This window comes from Ralstonia sp. PBBBR1, assembly GCF_002256165.1.
Lineage (GTDB): Bacteria > Pseudomonadota > Gammaproteobacteria > Burkholderiales > Burkholderiaceae > Ralstonia > Ralstonia thomasii.
Genome location: NZ_NKIL01000012.1, coordinates 119,257 through 143,509 on the forward strand (window position 1 = coordinate 119,257; position 24,253 = coordinate 143,509).

At 64.8% G+C, this 24,253-nt stretch carries 19 protein-coding genes; 7 read left to right on the forward strand and 12 right to left on the reverse strand.

The annotated features are described in order from the left end of the window. Positions 1-14 precede the first annotated feature (14 nt). The 4 genes from CFE42_RS20185 to CFE42_RS20200 all read right to left on the reverse strand — a co-directional run bounded on the left by CFE42_RS20185 (position 15) and on the right by CFE42_RS20200 (position 5,286). Positions 15-2,027 carry an EAL domain-containing protein gene (locus CFE42_RS20185; protein ID WP_004633935.1) on the reverse strand — a complete coding sequence of 671 codons (2,013 nt, stop codon included), beginning with the start codon at positions 2,025-2,027 and terminating at the stop codon, positions 15-17. Further along, a complete protein-coding gene (locus CFE42_RS20190; RefSeq protein ID WP_004633933.1) occupies positions 2,024-2,596 on the reverse strand; it encodes a YfiR family protein in 573 nt (190 codons plus the stop codon). The genes CFE42_RS20185 and CFE42_RS20190 overlap by 4 nt, the downstream gene beginning before the upstream one ends. Then, positions 2,593-4,608, reverse strand: a complete 2,016-nt coding sequence (locus CFE42_RS20195) for a TonB-dependent receptor (RefSeq protein WP_004633930.1) — start codon at positions 4,606-4,608, stop codon at positions 2,593-2,595. Before CFE42_RS20195 ends, CFE42_RS20190 begins: the two co-directional genes overlap by 4 nt. Positions 4,609-4,866: 258 nt before the next feature. After that, a complete protein-coding gene (locus tag CFE42_RS20200) occupies positions 4,867-5,286 on the reverse strand; it encodes a F0F1 ATP synthase subunit epsilon (RefSeq protein ID WP_004633929.1) in 420 nt (139 codons plus the stop codon). A 237-nt stretch (positions 5,287-5,523) separates the two neighbouring features. Between CFE42_RS20200 and CFE42_RS20205 the strand changes: the two genes are divergently transcribed. Both CFE42_RS20205 and CFE42_RS20210 read left to right on the forward strand, forming a co-directional pair. Continuing rightward, positions 5,524-6,459 (forward strand): LysR substrate-binding domain-containing protein, encoded by a 936-nt coding sequence (locus CFE42_RS20205; protein ID WP_004633927.1) that lies wholly within the window; start codon positions 5,524-5,526, stop codon positions 6,457-6,459. 45 nt (positions 6,460-6,504) lie between these two features. Next, positions 6,505-7,188, forward strand: a complete 684-nt coding sequence (locus tag CFE42_RS20210) for an HAD family phosphatase (RefSeq protein ID WP_004633925.1) — start codon at positions 6,505-6,507, stop codon at positions 7,186-7,188. 59 nt (positions 7,189-7,247) lie between these two features. Here the strand turns inward: CFE42_RS20210 and CFE42_RS20215 are convergent, their stop codons facing one another. From CFE42_RS20215 to CFE42_RS20240, 6 genes are all read right to left on the reverse strand, one after another. After that, the gene (locus CFE42_RS20215; RefSeq protein ID WP_004633923.1) at positions 7,248-8,468 is read right to left on the reverse strand and encodes a TIGR03364 family FAD-dependent oxidoreductase; all 1,221 of its coding nucleotides are present in this window, start codon (positions 8,466-8,468) and stop codon (positions 7,248-7,250) included. Between the two features lie 3 nt (positions 8,469-8,471). Beyond that, on the reverse strand, positions 8,472-9,497 hold the full coding sequence (locus tag CFE42_RS20220; RefSeq protein ID WP_004633921.1) for a putative 2-aminoethylphosphonate ABC transporter substrate-binding protein: 1,026 nt from the start codon (positions 9,495-9,497) through the stop codon (positions 8,472-8,474). A 55-nt stretch (positions 9,498-9,552) separates the two neighbouring features. Continuing rightward, positions 9,553-10,431, reverse strand: coding sequence for a phosphonoacetaldehyde hydrolase (gene phnX, locus CFE42_RS20225; RefSeq protein WP_004633919.1), 879 nt, complete (start codon positions 10,429-10,431; stop codon positions 9,553-9,555). A 44-nt stretch (positions 10,432-10,475) separates the two neighbouring features. After that, the gene (locus tag CFE42_RS20230; protein ID WP_004633916.1) at positions 10,476-12,239 is read right to left on the reverse strand and encodes a putative 2-aminoethylphosphonate ABC transporter permease subunit; all 1,764 of its coding nucleotides are present in this window, start codon (positions 12,237-12,239) and stop codon (positions 10,476-10,478) included. Between the two features lie 7 nt (positions 12,240-12,246). Continuing rightward, on the reverse strand, positions 12,247-13,389 hold the full coding sequence (locus tag CFE42_RS20235) for a putative 2-aminoethylphosphonate ABC transporter ATP-binding protein (RefSeq protein ID WP_004633915.1): 1,143 nt from the start codon (positions 13,387-13,389) through the stop codon (positions 12,247-12,249). Between the two features lie 78 nt (positions 13,390-13,467). Beyond that, positions 13,468-14,334, reverse strand: coding sequence for a LysR family transcriptional regulator (locus CFE42_RS20240; protein WP_004633912.1), 867 nt, complete (start codon positions 14,332-14,334; stop codon positions 13,468-13,470). 323 nt (positions 14,335-14,657) lie between these two features. On the opposite strand from CFE42_RS20240, the gene CFE42_RS20245 reads away from it, so the two are divergent. Beyond that, complete coding sequence (locus tag CFE42_RS20245) at positions 14,658-16,361, forward strand: hypothetical protein (protein WP_004633911.1); 1,704 nt, start codon at positions 14,658-14,660, stop codon at positions 16,359-16,361. A gap of 163 nt (positions 16,362-16,524) precedes the next feature. Here CFE42_RS20245 and acnB read toward each other — a convergent pair whose 3' ends face one another. After that, a complete protein-coding gene (acnB, locus tag CFE42_RS20250; RefSeq protein ID WP_004633909.1) occupies positions 16,525-19,110 on the reverse strand; it encodes a bifunctional aconitate hydratase 2/2-methylisocitrate dehydratase in 2,586 nt (861 codons plus the stop codon). Between the two features lie 210 nt (positions 19,111-19,320). Here acnB and fdxA point away from each other — a divergent pair, with 210 nt between their 5' ends. Together fdxA and CFE42_RS20260 are read left to right on the forward strand one after the other, a co-directional pair. Then, entirely contained in the window at positions 19,321-19,659 is a 339-nt protein-coding gene (gene fdxA / locus CFE42_RS20255) for a ferredoxin FdxA (protein ID WP_004633906.1), read from the forward strand. A 29-nt stretch (positions 19,660-19,688) separates the two neighbouring features. Next, the gene (locus CFE42_RS20260; protein WP_004633904.1) at positions 19,689-20,510 is read left to right on the forward strand and encodes a crotonase/enoyl-CoA hydratase family protein; all 822 of its coding nucleotides are present in this window, start codon (positions 19,689-19,691) and stop codon (positions 20,508-20,510) included. A 28-nt stretch (positions 20,511-20,538) separates the two neighbouring features. On the opposite strand, the gene CFE42_RS20265 is transcribed toward CFE42_RS20260, so the two are convergent. Next, positions 20,539-21,072: an Mpo1-like protein gene (locus tag CFE42_RS20265; RefSeq protein WP_004633903.1), complete on the reverse strand. Its 534-nt coding sequence runs from the start codon at positions 21,070-21,072 to the stop codon at positions 20,539-20,541. 147 nt (positions 21,073-21,219) lie between these two features. Between CFE42_RS20265 and CFE42_RS20270 the strand changes: the two genes are divergently transcribed. Together CFE42_RS20270 and fusA are read left to right on the forward strand one after the other, a co-directional pair. Further along, positions 21,220-21,951: a Crp/Fnr family transcriptional regulator gene (locus CFE42_RS20270; protein ID WP_004633901.1), complete on the forward strand. Its 732-nt coding sequence runs from the start codon at positions 21,220-21,222 to the stop codon at positions 21,949-21,951. Positions 21,952-22,080: 129 nt separating this feature from the next. Then, positions 22,081-24,183 (forward strand): elongation factor G, encoded by a 2,103-nt coding sequence (gene fusA / locus CFE42_RS20275; protein ID WP_004633899.1) that lies wholly within the window; start codon positions 22,081-22,083, stop codon positions 24,181-24,183. Positions 24,184-24,253: the final 70 nt, after the last annotated feature.

A 24,253-nucleotide genomic window follows, 5' to 3' on the forward strand; every position in this document is an offset into this window, starting at 1 on the left:
CGTCTGTATAGCTGCTACCCCGCCAACGACGACGGCAACGACGCGCTCGGCACCACCTCCTCTTCGGCATACGCAGCGGTGCCGCTGTCCGCAGCGTTGTCCAGTCGGTTGAGCCAGGCCATCAACGCGTCGGCTTGCTGCGGGCGCGAGAACAGGTAGCCCTGCCCCAGGTCGCAGCCGGCGTCGCGCAGCAACGCGAGCTGCTCGGGGTCTTCCACGCCTTCGGCCACCACCTGCATGCGCAGGCTGTGGGCCATGGCGATCACCGCGCCGGCAATGGCTTCGCCGTCGCCGGGCATGCGCTGCACAAAGCTGCGGTCGATCTTGAGCTTCTGGATCGGAAAACGCTGCAGATACGCCAGCGACGAATACCCGGTGCCGAAATCGTCGATCGACAGGCTGATGCCGGCCGCGTGCAGGGATTCGAGCAGCGCGATGTTGGCTTCGATGTCTTCCATCAGCACGCTCTCCGTAATTTCGAGCTCGAGCTGATGCGGCGGCATGCCGGTTTCGCGCAGCACGTCCATGACGTTTTCTACGAGCGCCGGGTCGCGCGTCTGCCGAGCCGACAGGTTGACGGCCACGCGCAGCGTGACGCCGTCTTCGCGCATCCAGCGCACCGCCTGTTGGCACGCGGTACGCAGCACCCACAGGCCAAGCGGCACGATCAGCCCGGTTTCTTCCGCCACGGCGATGAACTCGCCCGGGCCAATCAGCCCGATCTCGGGATGGCGCCAGCGCACCAGTGCTTCCACGCCGTAGACGTTCGCCCTGGAGATCACCGCGTCGTGAGCATCGTCGGTGCTCAGGCGCACCTGCGGCTGGTAGGCCAGCAACAACTCTTCGCGGTCGAGCGCCCGGCGCAGATCGGCTTCCACGCGCAGGCGGCGGCGCGCCTGCTGGTCCATCTCCGACGTAAAGCTGGCGGCCGCATTCTTGCCGTGGTTCTTGGCGTGATACATCGCCGTGTCGGCGTTGCGCGTGAGCACCTGCACGTCACGTGCGTCATGCGGATACAGGCTCACGCCCACGCTGGCTGTGACGTAGATCTGATGCAGGTCGAGTGAAAACGGCGCCCCCAGCGCGGCAAGAATGCGCTTGGCCAACCCATCGGCCAGCGTTGCCGCTTCTGTCTCGGCAATCTGTGCACGGCCCGACAACTCTGCGATCACCGCGAACTCGTCTCCGCCGATGCGGCACAGCACGGCGCGCAGGTTGGCCTGCTCGATCACGTCGTTCAGCCGCCGTGCAACCTGGCGCAGCAGGCGGTCGCCATTGTTGTGGCCCAGCGTGTCATTGACGACCTTGAAGTTGTCCAGATCCAGCAGGAGCAGCCCAACCGCCCCCGTCTGGCCTGCGCGCTTGAGCGACACCTGCAGGCGTTCGTTGAAGGCGTGCCGGTTCGGCAGTTCCGTCACCGAATCGATGTGGGCCAGGTAGTCCAGGTGCGCCTCTGCCTGCAGCACCGCGCGGCGCATGCGGGCGATCACCAGATACGCGAGGCCCATTGCACCGATGCCCACCGATACGGTCAGCACCGCATAGCCGAGCAGTTGCATGTACAGCTCGCTCAGGCTGGAGCGCACCACCACGTAGCCGATCACGCGGCGCTCCGATTCCACGGGCTCCACCACCTCCAGCGTGGTGAGCGTCGATACAGCCGACTCGCGCAGCATGGCGGCATCGGGTGCCCGGACGGGCGCGGCATCGCCGTGCTGATACAGCGCCAGCGGCTTGCGCAGCGCGCTGAAAATGCCTGCAGCGCGCAGTGACGGCGATGCCTCCAGAGCGCCCAGCGTTTCTTCTGCCGCGCGGCGGTCATTGAAAAGCAGCGCGGCCACGCTGTTGGCACCGACGATGCGCGCCTGCACATGCACATCGCGCACCAGCGCCGCATGCAGCGCGATGAACTGGAACACGATGAGCAGGAAGCCGGCAATGGTCAGTGCCGCACCGGCACCGGCCATATTGGCTCGCACCATGGAGTGCCCCAGGCGGGGCCGAGGGGTCGTAACGTACAGGCTCATTGCACGGTCCTCGCCAGGCGCAGCAGTTGTGAGCTGAGTTGCAGATGGGCTTGCCGCGCGGCCACTGCATCGATGTCGAAGACCACGCGATCGTCATGCAGCGTCAACGCGATCATCGGTTCGGGGTTGCCGGGTGCGCGCTGGTTTTTAGGGCTGTCGGACACCGTCAGCATGGGCGTGGCCGGATCGACACGCACGCCGTTCGAAGCACGCGCGTCAAACACCAGGACATGGCAGCCGGCAACGGTACCGTCATTGATCTTTCGGATTTCCAGGCGGTGTCCGCGCACGGGTTTTCCTGTCAGTTTTTCCAAGGCTGCCTGCAACGGATGCTGTGCTGTCACGCACAACACCATCGGGGCGTCGGCCTGGATGGCATCGGCCGGCCAGTTGGTGAACAGCGCAAAGTTGTAGATGAACGCTGCCTTGACCTGCACCTCGCTGGCCTGCATCTGCGCGTGCGTGGCGCCCATGCACACCACGCCAGCCAGCACGGCGCCCAGCGCCGCACATAACCTGCGCGGGCCTGGTCTTCGGGCGCGTCGGACAGTGCCGTGCGGGGTGTTCATCGGAAGGTGTAGGTGAATTTCACGCGAAAAGTACGGCCATCCTGCTCGATTGATGGCTGCGGTTGCTCCGGCCCGGCCGGATCGGCGTAGCGTCGATCGAACAGGTTGTAGACGCTGGCCGACATCTCCAGATTGGGTGCCAGCTGCGCCGCCAGCAAGGTCAGGTTGGCGATCCAGTAACCGCCCACTTGGCCCGTGGTCGTCAGCCGGTTACTGATGTATCGCGCCTCGATCCCTGCGCGCCAGTCGTCACGCCACACGGGCGCGGTGGCATTGATCTTGAGCATGTGACGCGGCGAATTGGCCAGCGTCTGGCCGCTGTCGATGTCTTCGGAACGCTGGAAGCTGTAGCTCGTGCGCAGGCGCGTGCCGCCCGGCCAGTTCTGCTCGTAGCCGAGTTCTGCGCCCCGTGTGCGCACGCGCGCCACGTTGCTGAAGAAGAGCAGCCCGGTGTTCGGGTCTTCGCTCTGGCTGATCAGGTTGGAAACGTTGTTCTGAAACACCGACAACGTGGCTTTGCCGCCTGCGGCAACTTGCTGTTCGACAACCGCTTCATACGTACGGATGCGTTCGGCCGACAGCCCGTGGGTAGCCTGCTGGCCGCCGGGGGCACTGCTCTGATAGTTCAATTCGTAATCGTTCGGCGCGCGATAGGCCATGCCGTAGATCGCCTTGACGGTGGTCGTTGGGGCGGCATGCCAGATCAGGCCCACACGTGGGCTGAAGATGCCCGGCGTGAAGCTCGTATGGTCGTAGCGCAGGCCCGTATCCAGCACCCAATCCGGATGGAGCATGAATTGGTCCTGCACGTATGCGCCCACGCGGTTGTTGGTGCGATGGTCGTCCAGGTAACTGACGTAGGGCACCGTATCGAAATTACGCATTGCATCACGGTAATCCCGTTGCAGCTCGGTACCCATGACCAGCGTATGGCGTTCGATACGGCGCGTCACGAGCTTGAGTTCCGTGCCGTACCACGCGGTATCGAACACATCGCGGTTGATGCCGGCCGGGGGCGGGTTGTACGTGTAATCGCCCAGCGACGCATACCGCCCCCAGAATAGCCGCGCAGACACGTCGGTCGTGTCGTCCAATGCGTGCTGCCAGGTGCCGTTGAATATCTGCCGCGTATCGACAGCGCGCGAGCGCGGGTCGTTGAAGCTCTGGTTGTACGGCGCAGTGGGCACGCCCTTCGTCCGATCGACGTAGCCGAAGGTCATCCCGAACTCGCCGAAACTGCCCTTGGCAAACAGACGCTTGGCGCGGTCGAAATCCATGCCGCGGGCCACACCGTCACTCACGCCGGGCTGATTGAACTCGGCAAAGTACAGGTCGCGGCCCGGAGCATCGCTCACGCTGGCCGACAGCAGCCACTCGGCACCGTTCTCGGCTCGCTTACCCCACGTCAGGCGGGCATCGCGCGCATTGGCGCTGCCGGTCGATGCACTGGCCTGCACGCCGTCGATGTCACGGCCGCGCTTGGTGATGATGTTGATCACACCGAACAGCGCGTTCGACCCGTACACCGCCGAGCCCGCTCCGGGCACGTACTCCACCCGCTCGATCAGGTCGACGTTGAGGATGGCTTCGGTCCCGACGGCTGCCTGATCGAAGATCGGATCGTTGGTGCGATGGCCGTCGATCAGCAACAGGAAGCGGGTGTCGTAGTCGCCCGCCCGCAGAAAGCCGCGCGCCCCAAGCGTGTTGTAGCTGCGATCGTAGTTGGTGTAGAGCCCTGGAAGGCTCCCCAGGATGTCGGCCAGCGTGCGCCAGCCATAGGCTTTGATGTCCGCCGCGGTAATGACCGAAACGTTGGCAGGCGCCTCATTCGCGGCTTGCGCGTACTTGGATGCGCCGGTGACGACCTGCACCTGCATGAGTTGTTCGATAGGCAACGCGGTCAGGTCGGTCACGTCTGTTTGGGCCAGCGCTGTCGTGGAAAGCGACGTAACCGCCACCGCAAACATTTGCGCAATTCGGCTCGGGTCGAGCAGCGCGCACGGCAAGCGCATTGGCAACGAGAACACATGCTCTGCACTCGGATGTTTCAAGCAACCAAGCCCAAGCGCACGGGCAATCACAACAAGCAGCGACATCAGCAGAACCGGCAGAACCGATCACGTCTGTGGGACGACGTTCGGCGGGAAATTCGATCGTTCTGCTCTAAAACGGAGAACCGGCGCGGTTCTTTACCCCACCCCTGGTGGGACGACACGTCAGCGCCGTTGTGGTGCAGGGCAGCATGGCCCCTTTCTTGTGATGGCCAAGCCTCAGCGGCGGCGCTTGCGCAAACGCTCGATGGCGGCCAGTTGCGCGACGGCTTCGGCCAACTCCGCCTGCGCGCGTGCGTAGTCGAATTTGCTTTGGCTGTTCTGCATAAGCTCCTCAGCCGCCTTGCGGGCCTGCTGCGCTTTCGCCTCATCCAGGTCGTGTGCGCGCACGGCGGTATCTGCCAGCACGATCACCTGCTCCGGTTGCACGTCGACAAAGCCGCCGGCTACAAAGAGGATCACTTCTTCGTTGTTCTCCTGCGTAACGCGGACACTGCCCGGGCGCATGCGCGTCAGCAGACGTTCATGGCCGGGCAAGATGCCCAGTTCGCCCTCGGTGCCGGGGATCACCACAAACTTGGCATTGCCTTCGTACAGCCGTTCTTCTGCCGTGACGACGTCGACCTTCAGCACCGGCATGGTCTCTCCTCTATTACGCGCATAGGTGGACACGGTAGCACGATGTGCGCCCGCCCCGTCCTCGCGCGCCCTTCCTTTTCGATGCGACCCACGCCACGTTGACTTGCACGTGGCAATCGCCGCCGCCCGCGCGTCTGTCCATGGCTGACCGTAAGGTTTCACCGCATGTAGCGTCACAAACGCTGCCTAGACTGGGCGCCTGACGATCAAGAAAAGACATATCAGGGAAACACAAGCATGCTGGCCGATCTATTGATGTCGTTCTTCGAGGTGGCGCGCCAGGGCAGCGTCACGTCGGCCGCCAAGCGCCTGCGCCTGTCGCAGCCGACCGTGACCGGACGTATCCGCCAACTGGAAGAGATGTACGGCGTGGAACTGTTTCACCGCCGCGGCAGCCGGCTGGACCTGTCCGACCTGGGCGTGAGCCTCATGCCTATCGTCGAGCGCCTCGCGCAGCAAGAAGGCGACGTCGATTTTCTCCTGCGCAATGCCGGTGATCTGCGCACCGGCAACCTGCGCGTGGGCGCCACGGGCCCGTACTACATCCTGCCCAGCGTGGCGGCGTTTCGCGCACGCCATCCCACCATCGAGATCACCATCGAATTCGGCAACTCGCAGCAGATGCTCGAGGCGCTCTCGGAGGTGCGTATCGACCTGGCTGTTTCGTCTCACGCCGTGGATGACGAACGGCTGCATCGCATCACGCTGGCCGAAGACACGATGGTGCTGGTGGTGCCGCTGGACCACCCACTTGCTCGTCGCCCGAGCGTCACGCTGGAGGACATCGCCGGCTGCCAACTGCTGATGCGCGAACCCGGCTCTGTCACCCGCCGCGTCACCGAAGACGCGTTCGCCGCGGCCAGCATCGAGCCTGCCAGCACGAGCATCATCGGCAGCCGGGAAGCCATTTACGAAGCAATCAGCCTGGGGCTGGGCTGCAGCATCGTTCCCGCACGTGAAGCACCGCGCCGGCCCGACGTGCGCGTGCTGCCATTTGCCGGCAACGCGCCAGTCATTCACGAATACCTGTACTTCCTGAAGGAGCGCAAGGACGCACGACTGGTACGCGCGTTTCTTGACTGCCTGGACCCGCACCTGGCCCACGCACCCGAGAAAAAGGCCGATGCGTTCATCGCCAAAGTTATGGCAATGGACACAGCCGCGACGCGCTAGGGCCGTAACTTCGCGATTTTTCAACCGCCCCTGCCCGCCCGTTGTATGCAATCGCTTGCCCTGTTCGACCTGGACCACACCCTGCTACCCATTGACAGCGAATACGAATGGGGCCGCTTTCTGGTCGCCCAGGGCGCGGTGGATCGAAGCGTCTTCGAGCGAGCCAACGAACGGTGGATGCGGGAATACCGCGACGGCACGCTCGACTTTGCGCGACACGCGCGCTTCTCGCTCGGTCTGCTGGCCCAGCACCCGCGTACGCGGCTAGACGCCTGGCGTGCGACGTTCCTGCGCGACATCATCACGCCAGCCATGCTGCTGCGCGCGCGGCAACTGGTCGACACACACCTGCGCGCCGGCGATCTTTGCTGCATCGTCACCGCCACGCACCGCTACCTGGCCGAGCCGATTGCCGCCGCGTTCAACGTGCCACATCTGCTGGCGGTGGAAGGCGAGACCCTCAACGGCCAGAGCGATGGCGCCTTCACGGGTAACCCGCTCGGCACGGCCACGTTTGGCGCGGGCAAGATCGTGCGCGTCACGGAATGGCTCGCACAGCGCGGCCAGCGCATGACGGATTTCACGCGCACCGTGTTCTACAGCGATTCACGCAACGACCTGCCGCTGCTCGAGGCCGTTTCGCATCCGGTGGCCGTGAGCCCCGACAGCACTTTGCGTGCCGTGGCCGAATCGCGCGGCTGGCCCATCGTCGAACTCTTTCCTGCCTGAAAACAAGAACGCCCGCCCGGCGTGAACCATGCGGGCGTCTGCACTGAACAGTAGCTATGTCAGGCGGCCACGTCTGCGGGCACGCTTGCCGGCGGCGTCCATTGCGGCAGCTCGGTGCCATCGACGAGCGCATCCATATGCCGATGCGCGAGCGCCGGTCCGACGCTCATGCCAATGCCGCTGTGCATCAGCGCGACTGTGGTGCGGTCATCCACGCGGGTAATGGAGAATGCGCCGCTGCCCGGCACACGGCACTTCGCGCCGTACACGCCCTGCCAACGCTCGACCACGCGCAGCTTGGCTCCAAAGGTGTCACGTGCGAGATCCAGCAAGATGTTGTCGACCGACTCGGCGTTGAACGGGCGCGCGTCCTGGCCGTAGTCGTGCGAATCGCCAACGATCCAGTCACCATAGGGCGTCGGGCTCACCAACAGGTGAATGCCATGACGCGCCAGCTCCGGTCGCTGATGCTCGATCTGCATGGCCAGTGCCTGGGCGGTCGGCAGATCCGCAAATGCGCCGTAGTGCGTGCATGACAGGCCGGTCAGCACGGCGTGTTCCAGGCGGAAGCCGTCTTCGGGCGTGACACGCAGCATCTGGAGGCGGCAAACCTGCGGTTGCAGCGCGCGAAGCTGGTCAGCACACAGCGTCTGGTAATCGTGACCGCTGCAGACGACGACGCGCTGGGCGTTGCACACGCCGGCGGTTGTCTCCAGCCGGCCGCCTTCCACATGGCGCACGAGCGTGCCGAAATGGAAACGCACGCCTTGCGTGGCAAGCCACGACGCCAACGCCGGAATCGCTTCGCGCGAATAGAGCTGCAGATCATCAAAGCCCTGAAGCGCCGCGCGGTGGCGCAGGAAGCGGCCATCGTAAAGATTCGCCAGGTCTGCGCTGCGCAGCAGCTTGACGTTGTAGCCGAAGGCCGGTGCACGCGTTGCCATGAACTCGTCCAGCACGGCTTCTTCTGCGGCATTGCGGGCAAACAGCAACGCACCGTTCGCACGCGCAAAGATGCCGGCCTTGTCGGCCCAGTCGAGATACAGCGCGCGGCTCTCGCGCGCGAGGTCCAGCATGATGCCGGGCGGCTGGCCAGTCACCAGCATCTGCCCAAAATTGCGGATGGACGCACCGACGGCAATATCGCTGCGCTCGAACACCGTCACGCGCAGGCCGCGTTTGACGGCAGCGGCTGCGTGCGCCAAGCCCAAAATGCCAGCCCCGACGATGGCGACGTCGGTGCTGGCATCCAGGCCCCCTTGAGTTACGGGAGCTTGCATCGCTTACTTCTTCTCCGACTTGCCGTCGTAGCGCTTCGTCCACTCGGCGAGGATGCGATCGCGGTTGGCGCTGGCCCACGCAAAGTCGTTCTTGATCAGATGCTTTTCGTAGTCGGCCGGCAGCAGCGGATCCGGCTTGGAGAAGCCGGGCGTGGCGACCACGGCAAAGTTCTTCTCGTACAGCGCCATCGCAGCCGGGCTTGCCGAGAAGTCGGCCAGCTTCTTGGCCGCTTCCAGGTTCTTGGTGCCCTTCATGATGCCGGTCGCTTCCACGTCCCAGCCCAGGCCTTCCGACGGCAGCACGATATCGATCGGGGCGCCTTCCTTCTTCGACTTCACCGCGCGGTATTCGAACGCGATACCGATCGGGAACTCGCCCGAGGCGGCCATTTTGCAAGGCTTGGAGCCCGAGTGCGTGTACTGGCCGATGTTCTGGTGCAGCGCGTCCATGTAGGCCCAGCCCTTCTGCTCGCCCATCATCTGCAGCCACGCGCTCACGTCGAGGTAGCCGGTGCCCGACGATGCCGGGTTCGGCATGACGATCTTGCCGGCATACACGGGCTTGGTCAGGTCGGCCCACGACGTCGGCTTCGGCAGATTCTGCTTCTGTGCTTCGACGGTGTTGAAGCAGATGGCGGCGCCCCAGGCATCCATGCCCACCCATGCCGGCGGGTTGGCCTTGTCGCGGTAAGTCGCACCGATCTTCGACAGATCGGCCGGTGCGTACGGCGTCAGCATGCCTTCCTTGTCCAGGATGGCCAGGCTCGATGCGGCCAGGCCCCACACCACGTCGGCACGCGGGTTGTTCTTCTCGGCCAGCAGCTTGGCGGTGACGACGCCGGTGGAGTCGCGCACCCACTTGATTTCGATGTCCGGATTGGCCTTCTCGAAGGCGTCCTGGTACGCCTTCACTTGGTCAGCTTCCAGCGCCGTGTACACGGTCAGCGTGGTCTTGGCGAACGCCGACGTGGCAAACGCCATCGTTGCCGACGTGATTGCGGCGGCCAGCAGGGAAAGACGTGCGGTCATGGTTTCCTCGGTGTGGTGTGATGCAGGGGACAAGACAACAAACAGGACAACAAACTCAGATGCACTGCGGGCGTTCACCGCGCGCGAGGCGGCGGTTGATATCGGCCACGACTTCGGGCAGATCGGCAATCGTGTCGATCTCGTAATGCGGGCGGCAGGCGGCAAAGCCGGCCGAGATGGCAACGCGATGGCGCGCACGCTCGTCCGCAGAAAGCGCGGTGTACTGCTCGTACGGCAGGCCAAGCGCGTTGCCCGACATCAGCAGCGCAACGGTCCACATGCCGGCGCGGCGGCCCTCTTCGATGCCGGGCACGGTGTCGTCGACCTTCACGCAGGCGGCCACATCGCCAATCGCAAGATCGACCACGCAACGCAGGGCCTGGGCAGGCCACGGGCGGGCGCGGGGCACTTCGTCGCAAGCGATCACGCAGTCGGGCGTGTAGCCGGCCTTGGCAGCCAGATCGGTCACGCGGTCCATCACCACGCGCGGGTAACCGGAGCACGTACCGATCTTCAAACCCGCTTCGCGCAGCGCGGCGACGGTGTCCAGCGCGCCCGGAATCATGGCGGAATGCGCACCCACCTTTTCGATCTGCAACGGCATGAAGCGGTTGTAGATGGCCGTGACATCGTCATCGGTCGGCATGCGGCCATGTGCCAGCGAGAAACGCGCGGCGATGGCGCCGTCGTTGCACAGCGTGCGGATGTGGTCCCACTTGCCCAGGCCCATCGGGCCGCGCGCTTCGTCCAGCGTGATGGCGACGCCAAATTCCGCAAACGCTTCCACGAAGATCTGCGTGGGCGCAAACGAGCCAAAGTCGACCACGGTGCCGGCCCAGTCGAGCACGGCGGCTTCCAGGCGCAACGGCGTGCCGCCGGGGTTGAGGCGGTCTGCGCCTGCCTGGCGCGTCGTGATTGGGGAGGAATCACCCATGTGCTTGCTTCCTTTCTGCTTTATTGCTGTTACAGACTACGAATTCAATGCGCCGCCGTGCGCCAAGCCTGCGTGCGGCGCACGATGCCGCGCATGGCCAGCTCCAGCAGCAGCGATACGACGATCGACGTGACCAGAATGAGCGTGGACATCGCCGCCGCAGGGCCGATGTCGCCGGCGTCGTCCATGTTCAGCACGGCCACGGAGGCGAGGACGGTGTCCGGGCTGTAGAGGAAGATCACCGCCGACACAGTGGTCATGGCCGACACGAACAGATAACGCGCGCACGACAGCACGGCCGGCAGGCACATCGGCAGCGTCACACGCCAGTACGTGCGCAGCGCCGACACCTTGAGCGAGGCCGACACCGCCTCGAACACCGGATCGAGTTGCCCCAGCGACGCCACCGACGTAAGGTGTGCCGCCGTGGCGCAGTGCATGATCGTGCAGAGCACCATCAGCGCCATGCCGCCATACAGGCCGTTGAGCGGATTGGCCGGATGGTTGAAGAAGAACACGTAGCCCAGACCGAGCACGAGGCCGGGCACCGCCATCGGCAGCAGCACCGCAAAGCGGATGGCCGAATGCAACCCGGATTGCAACCATCCTGCGGCGCGCGTCTTTTCGACCAGCCAAGCGCCGGTGAAGATCAGTGCGGTGCCAAAGACCGTGGTCAGCGCGGCCAGCTTCAGGCTGTTGCGATACGCGAGCCAGCCGCCGCCGTCCATATTGTCGAAGTCGTAGTTGCGCAGCGACAGTTCGAGGTTGTACGGCCAGAGCTTCACCAGCGATGCCCCGACGGCGGTGGCAAGCATCAGCAGAATTCCGCCGACCACCAGCACGCTCAGCAAGAGGAAAAGTCCGTCACGCAGACGATCAGGCTGCGGATGATATGGCTGCGCGCGGCTGGCCAGCGCGGCGTGCTGGCGACGCTGCACGAGGCGCTCTACCGCAAAGGTCAGCAGCGCCGGCAGCAGCAACATCAGGCCGATCACGGCACCGCGCGCAAACTGCTGCTGTCCCACCACGGCCTTGTAGGCTTCCACAGCCAACACCTGGTAGCTGCCGCCCACCACGGTCGGCACGCCAAAGTCGGTCGCGACCAGCGTGAAGACCAGCGCAAAGGCGCCAAACAACCCGTAGCGCGCGCCGGGCAGCGTGACCGTGCGGAACGTGCGCCACGGGCTTGCGCCCATGGCTCGGGCGGCGTCATACAGCCGGCCGTCCGCCAGCGTGAGCGTCGCCAGCAGCAGCATCAACGCATACGGAAAGGTATAAAACACCTCGCCCAGCACGATGCCCCAGAAGCCGTAGATGTTGCTGCCGTTCATCCATGCCTTGAACAGGCCCTGGTTGCCGAACAGGTAGACCAGCGCAATGCCCGGCAGCAGCGACGGCGCAAACAGCGGCAGCATCGCCAGCGTGCGCAGCGTGCCGCGCAACGGCATGCGCGTGCGCTGCACCGCATACGCCAGGGCAAACGCCAGCGGCACCACAATGGCAGCCACGGCGCTGGATACGGCCAGCGTACGCCCCACCATGGCCAGGAAATTCGGCCCCTGCACCACGTGGGCAACCAGCGCGAGGCCATGCTCGTCTGTGCTGCGGGCGCTGGCAACGAGGCCCGTGGCCTGCAAGAGCATCATCGCCGTGGGCAGCAGCAAGCCGATGGTCAGCAACAGCAGCCAGCCGAGCTTCATGCCCGTCAGCACCGGCGTATCGGTACGCCAGAAAGGCCGGCCCGCAGCGCGAACCGGTTCGGATTGCGTGGCCGTAACCACGTTGGTCTCGGGCGGCAGCATCGACATCGCCGCCTCAGGCATACACGCGCAGGCCGTCGCGCTCCAGCGCGATCCAGAGCTTGCTGTCGCCCAGGCCGTTGCGGCCGGCTTGCAGCGCGCTCGATGCCACTTCGGCCACCAGCGGTGCGTCGGTCAGGCCATCGATCGACAGCGTCACGCGCGTGCGGCTGCCAAGGTAGATCTGGTCGACCACGCGGGCGAGATGGCGGTTGGGGGCGTCGTCGTCGGGGTGCAGCGTGACGGCCTCGGGGCGGCAGAACAGCCGGCCTGGAGCCGAGGCACTGTCTGCGAAAGCCGGATCCAGCAGCAGCGGTTGGCCGGCCAGCGTGGGCGTGCCGTCTTCCGCGCGCTCCAGCGGCAGCCAGTTGGCCTGGCCGACAAAGCCTGCGACAAACGCGGTGGCCGGGCGCGAATAGATCTCCGTCGGCGAGCCGGTCTGCTCAATGCGGCCGTTCGACATGACGGCGATGCGATCGGCCATCGCCATGGCCTCGTCCTGGTCGTGCGTGACCATCAGCGTGGTCACGTTCAGCTTGCGCTGCAGGCGGCGCAGCTCGATGCGCAGGTGTTCGCGCACCTGGGCATCCAGCGCCGACATCGGCTCATCCAGCAGCAACAAGGACGGTGCGGGCGCCAGCGCCCGGGCCAGTGCCACGCGTTGCTGCTGACCGCCCGACAGCTGCGACGGGTATTTCGCCTCGCTGCCGGCCAGGCCCACCAGGGCAAGCATCTCCGAGACGCGCGCCTGCATGCGCGCACGGTTGCCGTTGCTGGTGTCCAGCCCGTAACCAACGTTCTGCGCAACCGTCAGGTTGGGGAACAGCGCGTACGACTGGAAGACGATGCCGTAGTCACGCTCGCGTGGCGGCAGGTTGGAGATATCGCGGCCGCCGGCGACGATCTGGCCGCCGTCGTGCGCCTCCAGCCCCGCAATGATGCGCAGCAGGGTCGTCTTGCCGCAGCCCGAGGGGCCCAGCAGGCAGACGAATTCCCCCTGCGCCACATCCAGCGACACACCGTCGAGGGCCGTGAACGCGCCAAAGCGGCGCGAGATTTGCCGCACGGACAGGAACGGCGTGGCAGAACCCGAGGTCGGGTTGGTAGCAGGCTGAGGGAGGGGCACGGGGGCGCAGACAGTGGCAAAAACGGTCGCCACTGTAGCCAGCCGACATGTACCCCTTGTGGCAGTTACCCCAAAAACGCCAATGCGCGCATTCCCGGATTTTGGTCCGGTCTATGAAGAAACCGGCCGGACTTCGCTCAGGAAGGCCGCAATCAACCGCGCCTCGCGCCGATCCTGCAGGCAGTACAAGTATTCGCTCAGCTCCGGCGCGCCGCCTTCGAACGGCAGCACACGCAGATCCGCGTGGCTCGGCACTTCCTGGCGGGCGATAACGCTCACGCCCAGGTTGCGCGTGATGGCCTCGCGGATGGATTCCCGGCTGCCGATCTCCACCGTGGAAGCCGGCGTGACGCCTGCCTGGGCCATCATCGTTTCGGTCATGGCGCGGGTGGTCGATCCAACTTCGCGCACCAGCAGCCGGCATTGCGACAGCACGCTCACAGGCACGCTCGTCCGGTCGGCCAGCGCGTGGTTGCGATGCACCACCAGCACCAGCGGATCGCGTGCCAGTTCAATGCGCAGAAAGCGCGCGTCGTCCACGCGCTGCGACGACGACGCCACGTCAACGCGGTACTCCTGCAGCGCTTCGAGCATCTGCACCGAATTGCCGGCTTCGATGCTCACGTCGATGCCGGGATGGCTTTTGCAGAAGCGATCCACGATGTCGAGCACGTAATACGGCGCCGTCGCGCCGATGCGCAGGTGGCCCGAGCCCATGTCACCGGAGTTGCGCAGAAAGAAGTCGATCTCGGTTTCCTGGCGCACGAGCTGGTCCACCAGCGGCATCAGCCGCACACCGGCATCCGACAGGGTCAGCCGGCGCCCGCCCCGGTAGAACAGCTCCACGCCATAAGCCTCCTCCAGGGCGCGGATCTGCGAAGTGACGGTCGGCTGCGACAGGCCCAGTTGCTTGGCTGCCAGCGTGATGCTGCCCAGGCGGGCGACCATGAAGAACGATTTGAGCTGCGCGACGAGCATCGGCGAGTGACGTATTGAGCGCGTTTGCAGCGCTATGAGGAAGCGGGCGGCCCATTCTAGCGGATGCCCCGGCCGCCAAAGTGGCTTCGGGCGCCCTCCTCCGTTTTCTGCTTCTACATCCCGCAGCTACGACTTTTTCAACCTTTTCGCCAACGCAAACTTTGCGCACCCCCACATCGGGGGGAATTGAGGGCTGTGAAGCCATCATTTCCACGGATCGAATCCGCCACTTCACCTTGAGAATCCGTCCGCGTGTTGCGTCTGGGCGGTCACGAGCCGCGCTCGCGCAGGCTTTCGGTATTTGCGGATTTGGAGAGAAGTGGATGAAACGCAGCAGCAACAACGTACGCGGCAAAAAGCAATGGACCATCGTGATGATGGTGGCAGCAGTGGGCGCCCTGGCCGCATGTGGCGGAGGCGGCGGTGGCGGCAGTTCGGGGGCCACCCCGGCGGCCACGCAAAGCTCGTCCGCCAATATCACCGTGGCATCGGCATGCAGCGGGGCAAACTGCGGCGCGCTGGGCAATACCTACGCCGGCTCCGGCGTGGGCGTGTGGCAAGCGACCAATACGGGCGGATCGGCCGGCACGGTTCCGGTGTCGATCGCGGGGCTCACGGGCCAAAGCGTGACGCTCGTCTACACCAACCAGAGTGCGGCGGCGCAGCCGATGCCGTCCGTCTCGCTCTCGGGCCTGGGGCTGCTGAACGCCACCGGCACGCCGGTCCCCAAGACTGCCGCCGACGCGGCAGGCAATGACGCCAACGCGGCGTTCGACCGGCAGCTTTCCGATTTCAACATCCATGCGCTGGACGGCTATGCCACCGGCGCCGGCCCGCTCAAGACGCAAGGCGCCTCCAACGATACGGTGCTGCGCCCGCAGTCGGTGACCAGCGTCGGCACACAGCGCACGTGGAACCACCAGCAGCCGGACGGCACCGCCACCGTGCGCACGGCCACGCTGCGCCAGCAAGCCACGGCCACCGACGGCCGCATCGTCAACCTGTGGGTGGAAAACACCGAATACGGCTCCAGCAAGATCAGCGACGGCATCGTCAATACGCTCATCACCAAGTTTGCTTCGGGCACGCAGTCGGTCTATACGCTGGCCACTTCGCTGGTCGGCCAGCCGTGGGGCAGCTACTCCAGCTCCGCCAGCCTGATCGACCCGAACCAGGCGCTCGACATCGTGGTGCTGAACATCCAGCCGGACGGCCAGGCCTACGGCCGCGTCGGCTATTTCTGGGCGCGCAACAACTTCACCACCAGCTCGCAGCCGCTGTCCAACCAGTCGCTGTCGCTCTATGTGGATTCGGAAACCATCTACCTGGGCGGCACCGACGGTCTGAACACCGTCATCTCGACGCTCGGCCATGAATTCACGCACATGGCCAACTTCTATCAGCGCGGCGTGCTGCACGGCTCGCAGTACATGTACGGCACGTGGCTGGAAGAAATGACGGCGATGACGATGGAAGACGTGCTCTCCAGCCAGATCGACCCGAGCTTCAACAACGTGCGCGACAGCCGCTTCCCGGCCTGGCTACAAAGCGCTTACGACTGCTCGCTCACGGCGTTCGATCCGTCGCTGTCGTCGTCGTGCCCCGGGTATCCGATTTCGGGCAGCCTGGGCGGCTTCCTGCTGCGCCAATACGGCATTGCGTACTACGCGAATCTGCTGCAGAACTTCTCGTCGACGGATTCGACTGCGGTACTGAACAACGCCATCCAGGCCGGCGGCGGCGCAGGCCTGGGCGATGCAACGGGCCGCTGGGGCACGGCGGTCGCGCTGCTTCCGGTACCGGGCAGCCCGTCGGGCTTCGCGTATCCGGCTCGCTCGGACAGCGGCTTCTCGATCCCGGCGCTGAACGGCCCCAGCTATAGCAGCCAGCGCTCCATGCCGACGTCCGTGCCGGCCACGCTGCAAGGCTTCGGTCAGTTCCCGGTGGCGCGCGGCACGAAGGCCGGCACGTACAGCGAGACGATCACGGTGCCGGCGTATTCCACAGTGTCGATCATCATCCACTGACACCACGCGGTTCAGGGAGCCCGCTCCCTTTCGGGTTCCGTCCAGCGGCGGAATCCAGCGAAGCATCAAAAAAAAGGCGCCGCGGGCATTCAACCCCCCGGCGCCTTTTTCACGTCATACATCAGCGCGCCAGGAACAACCCGACGCGGCTGCGACAACGCATTTACATCTGCACGGTGTCGGCCACTTCCTTGAAGTCTTCGATCTGGTCGAAGTTCATGTACTGGTAGATCTTGTCGCCGTTCGCGGTGAGCACGCCCATGTCGGCCATGTACTCGTCCTTGGTCGGGATCTTGCCCAGGCGTGAGCAGATCGCCGCCAGTTCCGCCGAGCCAAGGTACACGTTCGTGTTCTTGCCCAAACGGTTCGGGAAGTTACGGGTCGACGTCGACATGACCGTTGCACCTTCGCGCACCTGTGCCTGGTTACCCATGCACAGCGAGCAGCCCGGCATTTCGGTACGCGCACCAGCCGTGCCGAACACACCGTAGTGACCTTCTTCGGTCAGCTGCTTCTGGTCCATCTTGGTCGGCGGGGCCACCCACAGCTTGACCGGAATGTCGCGCTTGCCTTCGAGCAGCTTCGACGCGGCACGGAAGTGACCGATGTTGGTCATGCACGAGCCGATGAACACTTCGTCGATCTTCGCGCCGGCCACGTCCGACAGCGTCTTCACGTCATCCGGGTCGTTCGGGCAGGCCACGATCGGCTCGTGGATGTCGGCCAGGTCAATCTCGATGACGGCGGCGTATTCGGCATCGGCATCCGGTTGCAGCAGTTGCGGATCCGCCAGCCAAGCTTCCATCGCCTTGATGCGGCGCTGCAGGCTGCGGGCATCCTGGTAGCCTTGCGCGATCATCCACTTGAGCAGCGTGATGTTGCTGTTCAGGTATTCGATGATCGGCTCCTTGTTCAGGTGCACCGTGCAACCTGCGGCCGAACGCTCAGCCGATGCATCCGACAGCTCGAACGCTTGCTCGACCTTCAGGTCAGGCAGGCCTTCGATTTCGAGGATGCGGCCCGAGAAGATGTTCTTCTTGCCTTGCTTGGCGACCGTCAGCATGCCCTGCTTGATCGCGTACAGCGGAATCGCGTTGACCAGATCACGCAGCGTGACGCCCGGCTGCATCTTCCCCTTGAAGCGGACAAGCACCGATTCCGGCATGTCCAGCGGCATCGTGCCGGTGGCGGCCGCGAAGGCGACCAGGCCCGAACCCGCCGGGAAGCTGATGCCGATCGGGAAGCGCGTGTGCGAGTCGCCGCCGGTGCCGACGGTGTCGGGCAGCAGCATGCGGTTCAGCCACGAGTGGATCACGCCGTCGCCCGGGCGCAGAGCGATGCCGCCACGCGTGCTGATGAAGTTCGGCAGCGTCTGGTGCGTCTTCACGTCCACCGGCTTCGGATACGCGGCGGTGTGGCAGAACGACTGCATCACCAGGTCGGCCGAGAAGCCCAGGCACGCGAGGTCCTTCAGTTCGTCGCGGGTCATCGGGCCGGTGGTGTCCTGCGAGCCGACCGAGGTCATCTTCGGTTCGCAGTACGTGCCCGGGCGCACGCCCTGGCCTTCCGGCAGGCCGCACGCGCGGCCGACCATCTTCTGTGCCAGCGAGAAGCCCTTGCCGCTGTTGGCCGGCTGGTGCGGCAGGCGGAACAGCGTCGACGGAGCGAGGCCCAGCGCTTCACGCGCCTTGGCGGTCAGGCCGCGGCCGATGATCAGCGGAATGCGGCCGCCGGCGCGCACTTCGTCGAACAGCACGTCGGACTTGACCTGGAATTCGGCGATGACCTTGCCGTCCTTCAGTGCCTTGCCTTCGTACGGGCGCAGTTCGACCACGTCGCCCATGTTCATTTGCGACACGTCGAGTTCGATCGGCAGCGCGCCGGCATCTTCCATCGTGTTGTAGAAGATCGGGGCAATCTTGCCGCCCAGGCACACGCCGCCGAAGCGCTTGTTCGGGACGAACGGAATGTCTTCACCCGTGAACCACAGCACCGAGTTGGTGGCCGACTTGCGCGAGGAGCCGGTGCCGACCACGTCGCCCACATAGGCGACGAGATGACCCTTTTCCTTCAGCGATTCGATGAACTTGACCGGGCCGCGCTTGCCGTCTTCTTCCGGCGTGATGCCGGGGCGTGCGTTCTTCAGCATCGCCAGTGCGTGCATCGGGATGTCCGGGCGGGTGGTGGCGTCCGGTGCCGGCGACAGGTCATCGGTGTTGGTTTCGCCCGTCACCTTGAACACGGTGATGGTCAGGCTTTCCGGCACTTCCGGACGACTCGTAAACCATTCGGCGTCGGCCCAGCTTTGCAGCACGGCGCGCGCGTTGGCGTTGCCCTTGTCGGCGAGTTCCTTCACATCGTGGAACTGGTCGAACATCAGCAGCGTCTTCTTCAGCGCTTCTGCGGCGGTAGCGCCCACTTCGGCGTCAGCCAGCAGCTCGATCAGCGGCTGGATGTTGTAGCCGCCGAGCATCGTGCCGAGCAGCTCAGTGGCGCGGGCACGCGAAATCAGCGCGCAGGCGGTCTCGCCCTTGGCTACGGCGGCCAGGAAGCCGGCCTTCACCCGGGCGGCTTCGTCCACGCCTGCGGGCACGCGATGGGTGATCAGGTCGACCAGGGTCTGCTCTTCGCCAGCGGGCGGATTGGTCAGCAGTTCGACCAGTTCGGCGGTCTGTTGAGCCGTCAGCGGCAACGGGGGAATACCGAGCGCGGCGCGAGCGGCCACGTGAGCGCGATAGTTTTCAAGCATGGAAGACCTGCTGAGATGACGTTACAGGGGAATCTTTTCGGGTACCCGAAGGTGTTCCGGGCGCCGCTTGGGCGCGATTCTAATCGCAATACCCCAGACGGTCAAATGTCTTATATCTTATATAAGAGTTAAACGGGCAAACCGCCCTCGTTGGATCCGATGCCGCATAATTGCGGGCGAGTTCCCAACCGGTCCCGACCCTCGCCCGCAATGCCATATGTAGTCACCGACTCCTGCATCCAATGCAAATACACCGACTGCGTCGCCGTCTGCCCCATGGACTGCTTCCACGCCGGTCCCAATTTCCTGGTGATCGATCCGGATGAATGCATCGATTGCTCGATCTGCGTGCCTGAGTGCCCGGTGGGCGCGATCTACCCGGCTGCCGAAGTGCCGGCCGATCAGCAGGACTTCATCGCACTGAATGCACAGCTCTCGCGCCGCACCGACTGGCCCCGTCTGACCAAGGTGCAACCGCCGCTGCCCGATCATGCGCACTGGGCGCAGGTGAAGGACAAGCGCGATGCATTGGTCATCGCTCTCGATTGATTCGCCTCTCTCGCTCAGAACACCTCTTCATGACTGACCGCATCCTGCTCAGCATCGACGCCGGCGTGGCTGAAGTCCGGCTCAACCGCCCCGAGAAAATGAACGCCATCGACCCGGCCATGTTCGAAGCGCTCGTGACCGTTGGTAAACGCCTGATGAACGAGGCCGATCTGCGCGCCGTAGTGCTGTCCGGAGAGGGGCGCGCCTTCTGTGCGGGGCTGGACATGGACAGCATGGCGAGCCTGGGCAGCAACGATGCGGGTTCGGACATCAGCGCCGGCCGTCTTGCCAAGCGCACGCATGGGGCAGCCAATCTGCCGCAGTACGCCTGCACGGTATGGCGTGATCTGCCGGTGCCTGTGCTGGCTGCAGTGCATGGTGTCGCTTACGGCGGCGGCCTGCAGATCGCGCTGGGCGCCGACGTGCGCTACGTAGCGGCCGACACGCGCCTGTCGATCATGGAAATCAAATGGGGTCTGGTGCCCGACATGGGCGGCATGGCGCTCACGCGTGGCCTGGTCCGCGCGGATCGGCTGCGCGAGCTGATCTACAGCGGTCGTGTCGTCAACGGCGAAGAAGCGTTCGCCCTGGGGCTGGCGACGCACGTTGTGGACGATCCGCGCGCGGCGGCACTGGCGGCGGCGCGCGACATTGCGCATAAGAGCCCCGACGCCATCCGCGCCGGCAAGCGCTTGATGCGCGTTGTGGAAGACGGCGACACCCCTGCCATTCTGCTGGCCGAGTCGGTCGAGCAGGACCGGCTGATCGGCACGGACAATCAGCGCGAGGCGGTGCTGGCCGGCATGCAGAATCGCGCACCGGTTTTTCAACCGGCCGCGAAGTCCGAATAGAAATTAGAAATAGCCTGGGGCTGGCAGCTCAGGCGGTGGCGTGCTTGACCGCCATCGCGGCGCGCATGGCGTGCGAGCGGCTGACCACCTCGTCACGCAGCTTCGCGCGCAAACCCAGGGCAAACGCTGTCTCGGCCACCAGGAACAGCGGCCCAATCACCAGGCCCGCCAGATCGTCGACGAACGCCGGCTTACGTCCTTCGTAGTAGTGGCCGACAAACTGGATGATCCAGCCGATCACGAACAGGCCGATGCCCACTGACAACCAGGCCGCCGTCGAATGTGCGGCCACGTGGTTGCCCGCCCACACGCACACGGCAATCAGCGCAAACATCACCACGCCGAACATCGCGTCCAAACGCAGGTAGAACAGCGTCGTCAGCGCCAGCACGAGCAGTGCCGGTGTTACGGCCACGCCAGACAGGTCTGCCAGCACGGGCCGCGACAGCAACACCGCAACCGCCAGCACAATCGCCGGAATGCCGACAAAGTGCGTGGCGATATTGCGGCCGTCCTGGTGGTAAGCGGCGTAGTTGGAAAGATGGTCAGACAGGGTGCGCATGAAGGTCTCCGGTTTTTGTGCGCTTGCAGCATGGACGCTCCAGCCGCACGCTCGTTATGATCGTTTCATCCTAGTCAGTGGATGGCACGCCGCTCTGTCGCGTAGCCGACACATTCGACGTTTCCGAAGCGCTCTTCAGCCGCCCCCATGGACCACCCCGTCGCCACACCCGGCACGCTGGACGCCCGCTCGTACCGCGAACGCCTGCACGCCAGCAGCTGGTTCGGCACGCTCGGGGCAACCTTGCAAGACGCATTGATCGACATCGCGGCAGTGCGCCGCTTGGGCGCTGGGGAGATCCTCTTCCAGCGTGGCGACGCGCCCGACGGCCTCTACTGCGTGGTGGAAGGCACGATCCGCATCGGCGCCACCAGCGCAGACGGGCGCGAAGCGCTGCTGGCTGTACTGGAACCCGTCAACTGGTTTGGCGAGATCGGCGTGTTCGACCGCCAGCCCCGCACGCATGACGCCCGCGCCGACGGCCATACGACATTGCTGCATATGCCGCAGGCGGCGCTGATCGCCTTGCTGGATGGCTCGCCCGCGCTGCTGCATGCGTTTGCCCTGCTGCTGACTCACAAGCTGCGCCTGACATTCATCGTGCTGGAAGAGACCGCCCTCCTGCCCGCCCCCGTGCGTGTGGCGCGGCGCCTGCTACTGATGGCGGACGGCTACGGCGACCTGCGCCTGGGCACGCGGCGTGTGCTGCACGTGCCACAGGAGCAGCTTGCGCAATTGCTGTCACTGTCCCGGCAGACCGTGAATCAGGTTTTGAAGGAATTCGAAGCGCACGGCATCCTCAGGCTGGCTTACGGAGAAATCGAACTGCTGGACTTTGCGGGCCTGCATCGGCTTGCATACGAGGTGGGAAGGGGATGAAATCCCGGCCAATACCCCTAACATGCGATGCGTTAGGACCGATCCTATAATGTGTTCCCACTCGCACATTCGCCCTTCGCATGGTGCGGAGTTGGCGATGCGAGTGTCCTTCAACGGAAGAGAAACATCATGCCCCGCCAGACCCCCATCGAGCGCTATCGCAACATCGGCATCTCGGCGCACATCGACGCCGGCAAAACCACCACGACCGAGCGCATCCTGTTCTACACCGGGGTCAATCACAAGATAGGCGAGGTGCATGACGGCGCGGCCACGATGGACTGGATGGAGCAGGAGCAAGAGCGCGGCATCACCATCACGTCGGCGGCCACGCACTGCATGTGGCGCGGCATGGCCGGCAACTACCCCGAGCACCGCATCAACATCATCGACACCCCGGGCCACGTCGATTTCACCATCGAAGTGGAACGCTCCATGCGCGTGCTGGATGGCGCCTGCATGGTCTACGACTCGGTGGGCGGCGTGCAGCCGCAGTCAGAAACCGTCTGGCGCCAGGCCAACAAATACAAGGTGCCGCGCATCGCGTTCGTCAACAAGATGGACCGCATCGGCGCGGACTTCTTCCGCGTTGAGCGCCAGATGCGCGAGCGCCTGAAGGGCAACCCGGTGCCGATCCAGATTCCCGTTGGCGCGGAAGACGGCTTTCGCGGGGTGGTCGACCTCGTCAAGATGAAAGAGATCCTGTGGGACGATGCCTCGCAGGGCGTGAAGTTCGAGTACACCGACATCGACCCGGCGCTGCTGCCCATCGCGCAGGAATGGCGCGAAAAGATGGTCGAAGCCGCCGCAGAGGCGGATGAAGAACTGCTCAACAAATACCTCGGCGGAGAAGAGCTGACCGAGGAAGAGATCAAGCGCGCCCTGCGCAAACGCACCATCGCCGGCGAAATCCAGCCGATGCTGTGCGGCTCCGCCTTCAAGAACAAGGGCGTGCAGGCGATGCTCGACGCGGTGGTCGACTACCTGCCCTCGCCAGTGGACATTCCCGCCATCGAAGGCCACGGCGAGAAAGACGAGCCGCTGGAGCGCCACCCGAGCGACAGCGAGCCCTTCGCCGCCCTGGCCTTCAAGATCATGACCGACCCGTTCGTCGGCCAGCTCGCGTTCTTCCGCGTGTATTCGGGCAAGATCAACTCGGGCGACACGGTCTACAACTCGGTCAAGGGCAAGCGTGAGCGCCTGGGCCGGATCCTGCAGATGCACGCCAACCAGCGCGAAGAGATCAAGGAAGTGCTGGCAGGTGACATCGCCGCCGCGGTGGGCCTGAAAGACGTGACGACCGGTGAAACGCTGTGCGATCCGGAGCACGTCATCGTGCTGGAGCGCATGGAATTTCCGGAGCCCGTCATCAGCCAGGCCGTGGAGCCCAAGACCAAGGCCGACCAGGAAAAGATGGGCATCGCCCTGAACCGCCTGGCGCAAGAAGACCCGTCGTTCCGAGTGAAGACCGACGAGGAATCCGGCCAGACCATCATTTCAGGCATGGGCGAGCTGCACCTGGAAATCCTGGTCGACCGCATGAAGCGCGAGTTTGGCGTGGAAGCCACCGTCGGCAAGCCGCAGGTGGCCTACCGCGAAACCATCAAGAAGGCTGCTGAAGACGTCGAAGGCAAGTTCGTCAAGCAATCCGGCGGACGCGGTCAGTATGGCCATGCGGTCATCACGCTGGAGCCCAACGAGGGCAAGGGCTACGAGTTCGTCGACGAGATCAAGGGCGGCGTGATCCCGCGCGAGTTCATCCCGGCGGTGGACAAGGGCATCCGTGACACGCTCAACACGGGCGTGCTCGCGGGTTACCCGGTGGTGGACGTCAAGGTGCGCCTGACCTTCGGCTCGTACCACGACGTGGATTCGAACGAAAACGCGTTCCGCATGGCCGGCTCGATGGCCTTCAAAGAGGCCATGCGCAAGGCCGGCCCCATCCTGCTCGAACCGATGATGGCCGTGGAAGTGGAAACGCCCGAAGACTACATGGGCAACGTGATCGGCGATCTGTCATCGCGGCGCGGCATGGTGCAAGGCACGGAAGACATTCCGGGCGGTGGCGGCAAGGTCGTGCATGCCGAGGTGCCGCTGGCCGAGATGTTCGGCTACTCCACCAACCTGCGTTCGCTCAGCCAGGGCCGTGCGACGTACACGATGGAGTTCAAGCACTACGCTGAAGCACCGCGCAACGTGTCGGAAGCCGTGATGGCAGCCAAGAAGGTCTGACGTTTTTTTGCTTCATCCGCTGCGGCCGCCGAGTGCGGCCGCAGTGCTGTGTGCGCTAGCCCGCAGGCAG